The sequence below is a fragment of the Angustibacter aerolatus genome (assembly GCF_054776675.1).
The window spans coordinates 133,729-139,728 of sequence record NZ_BAAHBM010000001.1; the positions used below are offsets into that span (position 1 = coordinate 133,729).

A 6,000-nucleotide genomic window follows, 5' to 3' on the forward strand; every position below is an offset into this window, starting at 1 on the left:
TCCGGCAAGGTTCAGTGAACCAAGGCAGGGTCAAGGCTCTCGCCGGTCTCGGCCAAGGCCGCCCCCCGTCAGCCCGCTCGCGGGCTCGGGGAGATCAGGCCAGCGCGGGGACGGCGGCGCGCTGCCGGGTGGCGGTGAGCGCCACCGCCAGCGACGCGACCGTCACCACGGCGATCACCACGGCCATGGAGAGCGCGTGGTCGGAGCCGAGGCCCACGAGCGGCGCGGCGAGGGCGCCGGCGAGGAACTGCCCCAGACCGAGCAGCGCGGACGCCGAACCCGCCGTGTCGCCGTGGTCGGCGAGCGCCAGCGTGGTGGCGCTGGGGAAGACCAGGCCCATGCCCGAGACGACGCAGAACAGGGCGGGCAGCACGCCGAGCAGGCCGGCGTCGCTGAGCGTCGCGGCGAGCAGCCCGAGGCCGCCGACGGCGATGATCGACGTGCCGCCGAGCAGCAGCACGCGCGGGCCGACCCGGTCGACGACGCGGCCGGCGACCTGGCTGATGATCACCAGGCCGATCGTGTTGACCGCGAACACGCCGCTGTAGGCCTGGGGCGAGAGGCCGTGCACGTCCTGCAGCAGGAACGGCGAACCGGCGAGGTACCCGAACAGGCCGGCGCAGGCGAGCACCAGGGCGCCGAGCGGACCGGCGTACCCGCGGTCGCGCAGCAGACCGCCGAAGGTCTGCAGGGTCTCGCCGAGGCCACCGCGGCGTCGGCGCTCGACCGGCAGCGTCTCGGGCACGCGGGTCGCGGCGAGCAACCAGATGGCGGCACCGAGCACGGCGAGCATGGCGAAGATGCCGCGCCACGACGTCAGCCGCAGCAGCTGGCCGCCGATCACCGGGGCGAGCACGGGGGCAGCGCCGGTCACCAGCATCAGGGCCGCCAGCAGCCGGGCCATCGCGGTGCCGCTGGACCGGTCGCGGGCGATCGACATCGCGCTGACCATGCCGGCTGCTGCGCCGAAGCCGAGCACGAAGCGCAGCGCGATCAGCGTCTCGACGCTGGGTGCGACGGCGCACGCGATCGCGGCGACGACGAACCCGGCGAGCCCGATGAGCAGCGGGCGCCGGCGTCCGACCGCGTCGCTCAGCGGGCCGAGCACGACCTGGCCGATGGCGAGGCCGGCGAGCGTGGCGGTCAGCGTCAGGGCGGTGACCGACGCGGTGGCGCCGAGGTCGTCGGCGATCGTGGGCAGGCTCGGCAGGTAGGTGTCGAGCGCCAGCGGACCGAGGCCCTGCATGGCGCCGAGCACCACGACGAGGCCGATCGGCACGCCCAGGCCGCCGCGGCCGGGCGACTCGACGAGGGCGCTCTCGACCTCGGGCTCGATGCAGTCGGTGCCGGGCGGGCAGGTGGTGGTCACGGGGGTCCTCCGAACGACGACGGGTCCTGTCGGGTCGCGAGCGACCCGGGCGACGTCGTCGTCGGCAGGAGCGGGTACCTGGGTGCGAACACCAGCGTGCCGGTTCTGTTCCCGTCCCGCGCGTCTTTTCGTGTCGTCAGCGCATCCGGACGCCGGCCAGCTGGTGGCCCGTGGCCACGAGCCGGCCGCGGGCGTCCCAGACGTCGCACGTCTCGTCGACCAGGCCGTCCTCGACCAGCCGGGCGAGCTGCCGCACGACGAGCGGCCCCGGCGATGGGAGCGCTCTCACGAACGCGGTCAGCTGCAGCGTCGGCACCCAGCCGCCGAGGCCGAGGTCGAAGGTCGCCGGGGGCAGGGCGTCGACGAGCAGCAGCAGCGCCAGCGGGTCGACCGGTGCACCGTCGGCCAGCTCGACGTGGCCGCGCAGCTCGCCGCCGCCGCTCGGCGACCCGGTGGCCCAGCCGAGGCACGCAGGGTCGAGCCGCTCGTGCACCACCTGCATGATCGGCACGTCGAAGCCCGGCCCCTTGCGGGTGAGCAGCACGCACTGCTCGGCGGGTGGCAGCTGCACCTGCGGCACGGCGTCGTGGAACGGCTCGGCGTCCGGCGACAGCCGCCCGAGCGTCACCGTCGCCTCGACCCGCGGCTCGCCCGCGGCCTCCAGACGCACCCGGTAGGCGCCCGTCGTCCGGCCGGCGCGCAGGGTGTCGACCACGACGGACGCCGGGCCGGGCGGCGCGGGCGACAGGTACGTCGCGGCCGCCGCCACCGGCACCGGGGTGGCGGCACCCTCGGCCGCCGCGTGCTCGGTGGCTGCGCGGGCGAGCAGCGACAGCAGGTAGCCGCCGTTGGTGCGGCCGGCGATCGACCAGTCGGGGTGCACGTCGGCGCGGAACCGGCCGGGACCGTCGGGCTGCAGGGCGGTGGCGTCGGAGAACTGGCTCACCCGCGCATCCTGCCCTGCCAGGCGCCGTGGGACGATGACCGACTGTGCCACCCCGTCGACGCACCGACCCGCAGGCCGGTCAGGCCGCGCTCGAGCGGTGGCGCGCCGACCCCGCCGGCGCCGACCGGCCGACCCGCGCGACCGCCGTCCGGTTCACCCTCGAGGAGCTGACCCAGCGCGCGCCGGGCCACTCGCTCGAGGTGCGGGTGCCGCCGTTCGGCGTGACCCAGTGCATCGAGGGGCCGCGGCACACCCGCGGCACGCCGCCCAACGTCGTCGAGACCGACGCCGAGACCTGGCTCGCCCTGGCCACCGGCGCGCTGTCCTGGGCGGAGGGCCGGGCGTCCGGCGCGGTGCGAGCGAGCGGCGAGCGCGCCGACCTCGGCGACCACCTGCCCGTCGTCCGCCTGCGCTGACCCCGGGTCCGCCGCCCGGGCCGGTTCTCGCCGTCCAGGCCGGTGCGGTCGGGCGTCGAGCAGCTCGGACGGCGAAGGGCCTACCGGCGCGAGGCGGCGACCCGGGCGGGTTCCGGCGCGTGGTGCGGCTCGGCCCGGGCAGCCGGCTCACCGTGCGGCTGCCTCCAGACGACCACCGCGGGTGCGGGTGCCGCCGTTCGGCCGGCGGCAGCGGCGGCCGCCCGCTCGTGGTGGGCGCGCTTCGCCTCGTACATGGACTCGTCGGCGCGGTGCAGCAGCAGGTCGACCAGCCCGCTCGGGTCCCTCGGGTGGCCCGGCAGGTCCTGCAGCAGGGTGATGCCCAGGCTGGCGCCGACGCGCACGAGCCGGCCGCCGCCGAGGTCGACGACGGCGGTCAGCGCAGCAGCCACCCGGTCGCCGACCGCGGCAGCGGCGTGACGGTCGCCGACGTCGGCCAGCAGCAGGCCGAACTCGTCGCCGCCCAGGCGGGCGACGACGTCGGTCGGACGCAGCACGTCGCGCAGCCGGTCGGCGGTGACCTGCAGCAGCCGGTCGCCCGCTGCGTGCCCGAGCTCGTCGTTCACCGCCTTGAAGCCGTTCAGGTCGAGCAGCCCGACGGCGCCGCCGATCGCCGCCTGCCCGTGCGGCCGTGCGGGCCGGCGGCGGTCGACGAGCACCCGCGTCGCGCGCTGCCCGAGGTGCGGTCGGCCGTTCGGTGCGGCGCCGCCGGGGGAGTGCAGGAGGTCGCGCAGGGCGTCGTGCATCGCGGGCCGGTTGGGCAGGCCGGTCAGCTGGTCGTGGCGGGCCTCGTAGGCGTTCTGGGCCAGCAGCCGGCGCAGCCGCCGGGTCGTGGAGAACGAGATCCCGGCCAGCGCCGTCCACAGCAGCGCCAGGCACGCGGCCAGTCGGGTGACCGTGTGGCGCACCTGCACCTCGATCGCGTGCTGCACGGCCGCGTAGGGCAGGTCGGCCTCGAAGACCCCGCCCGAGCGGTTGGTGCTCAGCGCGAACACCGGGCCGACGACGCGCACCACGTGCCCGCCCGGCGCGGCACCGTCCGCCACGATCTGGGCGCTCGTGGCACCGTGCACCGCCCGGACGAACTGCGGGTCGGCCATGTCGACGGGTGAGCGCAGCTGCCCGTCGTCGGCGTACAGCACCGCGCCGCGGCTGTCGCGCACCCGCAGCCGGACGACGGTCGCGTGCGCCAGCGCCAGCTCGTTCGCGCGGCGCAGCTGGTCGAGCTGCGTGCCGGTCAGGTGCCCGGTGGGCAGGTCGTCGAGCACGACGCCGCGCAGCGCCGGCGCCAGGACCATCTGCTGGATGACCGTCGCCTGGGTGCGCCCCTCGCGCACCGCGTTCGCCCGCGCGTCGCCGCGCGCGCCGTCCACCAGCACCACGCCCGAGGCGGCCACCACGGCGAGCGACAGCGCCGCATAGGCCACGAACAGCCGCAGCCCACCGCCGCGCCCGCGTCGCGGCCCGCGCTGCGGCACCTGGGGCGGGCCACCGGACGTCATGACCTTCGACATCGGCAACCGATCGCCGGTCTGGAGCGCTGCACGTCGGCTGCCGCCCGTTCAGGTGCTGTGCCAGCCGACGGCCGCGCGGGGCTCACGAGGCGGCGCGCTCGAACCAGACCGACCGCACGGTCCAGCCGTACCCGCGGTTCACCCACTGGCCCCAGTCGGCGTACCGGTCGCGCCAGCCCGTGCGCAGGTCGACGGTGACGCTCGACCCCGTCGCCTGGCACCGGACGACGGCCCGGTCGTGCCCCGACGTGGCGTTCGCCTCGCACCCCACGCCCACCATCACGGGTCCGCCGTTCGCGAAGCAGCTGGGCGTGGCCGCCGAGGCAGGGCCAGCTGTCGTCACGACGAGTGCGACGACGGCGCCGAGCGCGGCGAGCAGGCGGGCGAGCGCCGCACGTCGTCCGACGTCGGTCGTGATGCGGGTCGTGGCGCGCGTCACAGGGTGCATCCGGTCAGCGTGCCCGGACCCGTGTCGGCCAGCACGTGTGCCGCTGCACGTTCTCCAGCAGGCGGGACCGGTGCGCCTCAGTCGAGCAGGACGGCGAGCGGCACGGTGCTGCAGCGCAGCAGGGCGCCGGGGTCGACGTCGCGCAGCAGGTCGCCGGTGACCCAGCCGGCGGACGACGTGACGACGCGGCCGGTGGCGCCGAGCAGCGTGGCGGGCCGAGCGAGCCCGGCGAGCACGGGCTGCACCAGCGCCTCGAGCGTGCGGACGTAGAGGTCGGCGCCCACGACGCCGACGAAGCGGCCGCCGGCCAGCACCGGGCGGGTGAAGGTGAGCGTGTACTCGTCGGTGCAGAGGTAGTCGACGTACGGGCCGGTCAGGTGCGGTCGGTGGTCGGCGGCCGGCCCGGCGTACCAGGGGAGCGCGGTGTAGTCGCGGAAGTCGTCGGCCTGCGGGTCCGTCTGCACGGCGAGCGGCTCGACGGGGCCGGTCGGGGCGTCGGGGTCGGCCGTCCACCACTCGAGCCGGTAGGGCGCGTCGGCGAGCACCCCGGGGGCCGCGACGTACCCCGCACCGACGAGCTGGACGGCGGACGGCTCGAGCAGCCGGGCCGAGGCGGCCGCGATGCCCAGGTCGGCGCGCGCCGGTCCGGCCGGGCCCGCCGCGTCGAAGGCGGAGCGCACCAGGTCGGCGAGGCCGGCGAGCTCACCGTGCACCCGCGCACCCACGGCGTCGACGACGTCCGTCACGCGCTCGGCGTCCGCGGACGACGGCGCCGAGGTGCGGGTGGGGGTGCTCACGGGCCAATCATCCACGCGAAGCGGCGCCTGCGGGGCCCGGACCCGCGCACCCGGCGTCCGGACGTCGATCACGTGACGTCGGTCTGCGGCCGCTCCACGAGGTGCAAGCACCTCGCGAAGCAGCCCTGCACCTACTGCACGTGGTCGACGGCGCGCAGCGCGCGGGCGGCGGCGAACAGGTCGGCGACGTGCTGCTCGACGGCCGCGCGGGCGGCGTCCGGACGGCGGTCGCGCAGCGCCTGCGCGAGCGTCCGGTGCGCGGCGCAGCCGGCCCGCAGCACGGGGTCGGCGGAGTGCGCGAGCCAGAGCACCGGGCCGGCGGCGGCCTGCAGGGCGATCTCCTCGCGGGTGAGGCGCGGCGACTGCGAGGCCGCGGCGAGCTCGAGGTGGTACTGCCCCTCGGCCCGTCGGCGGGCGGCGGCGTCGCCCGCGCGGGCCAGCCGGTCGGTGCCGTCGGCGAGGCGGGCGAGGTCGGGGTCGTCGGCGCGCTCG

7 protein-coding genes are annotated in these 6,000 nt (G+C 77.0%); 1 reads left to right on the top strand and 6 read right to left on the bottom strand.

Annotated elements, in window-relative coordinates:
* Window positions 1-94: 94 nt before the first annotated feature.
* The gene (locus ACYVI6_RS00630; RefSeq protein WP_460444506.1) at window positions 95-1,369 is read right to left on the bottom strand and encodes a multidrug effflux MFS transporter; all 1,275 of its coding nucleotides are present in this window, start codon (window positions 1,367-1,369) and stop codon (window positions 95-97) included.
* 136 nt (window positions 1,370-1,505) lie between these two features.
* On the bottom strand, window positions 1,506-2,315 hold the full coding sequence (locus ACYVI6_RS00635; RefSeq protein ID WP_460444507.1) for a thioesterase family protein: 810 nt from the start codon (window positions 2,313-2,315) through the stop codon (window positions 1,506-1,508).
* A 44-nt stretch (window positions 2,316-2,359) separates the two neighbouring features.
* Between ACYVI6_RS00635 and ACYVI6_RS00640 the strand changes: the two genes are divergently transcribed.
* Window positions 2,360-2,731 (top strand): sterol carrier family protein, encoded by a 372-nt coding sequence (locus ACYVI6_RS00640; protein ID WP_460444508.1) that lies wholly within the window; start codon window positions 2,360-2,362, stop codon window positions 2,729-2,731.
* A gap of 80 nt (window positions 2,732-2,811) precedes the next feature.
* On the opposite strand, the gene ACYVI6_RS00645 is transcribed toward ACYVI6_RS00640, so the two are convergent.
* The 4 genes from ACYVI6_RS00645 to ACYVI6_RS00660 all read right to left on the bottom strand — a co-directional run.
* The gene (locus tag ACYVI6_RS00645) at window positions 2,812-4,263 is read right to left on the bottom strand and encodes a diguanylate cyclase domain-containing protein (RefSeq protein ID WP_460444509.1); all 1,452 of its coding nucleotides are present in this window, start codon (window positions 4,261-4,263) and stop codon (window positions 2,812-2,814) included.
* 82 nt (window positions 4,264-4,345) lie between these two features.
* Complete coding sequence (locus tag ACYVI6_RS00650) at window positions 4,346-4,711, bottom strand: hypothetical protein (protein ID WP_460444510.1); 366 nt, start codon at window positions 4,709-4,711, stop codon at window positions 4,346-4,348.
* Between the two features lie 77 nt (window positions 4,712-4,788).
* Entirely contained in the window at window positions 4,789-5,508 is a 720-nt protein-coding gene (locus ACYVI6_RS00655; RefSeq protein ID WP_460444511.1) for a cache domain-containing protein, read from the bottom strand.
* A gap of 131 nt (window positions 5,509-5,639) precedes the next feature.
* Window positions 5,640-6,000, bottom strand: a 361-nt coding sequence (locus ACYVI6_RS00660) for an FCD domain-containing protein (RefSeq protein ID WP_460444512.1), incomplete at its 5' end; no start/stop codon positions are given.

Bases quoted from the DNA above. Each gene is read 5' to 3' on its own strand.
- ACYVI6_RS00645 (WP_460444509.1), bottom strand. From the start codon at position 4,263: ATGTCGAAGGTCATGACGTCCGGTGGCCCGCCCCAGGTGCCGCAGCGC.
- ACYVI6_RS00650 (WP_460444510.1), bottom strand. From the start codon at position 4,711: ATGCACCCTGTGACGCGCGCCACGACCCGCATCACGACCGACGTCGGA.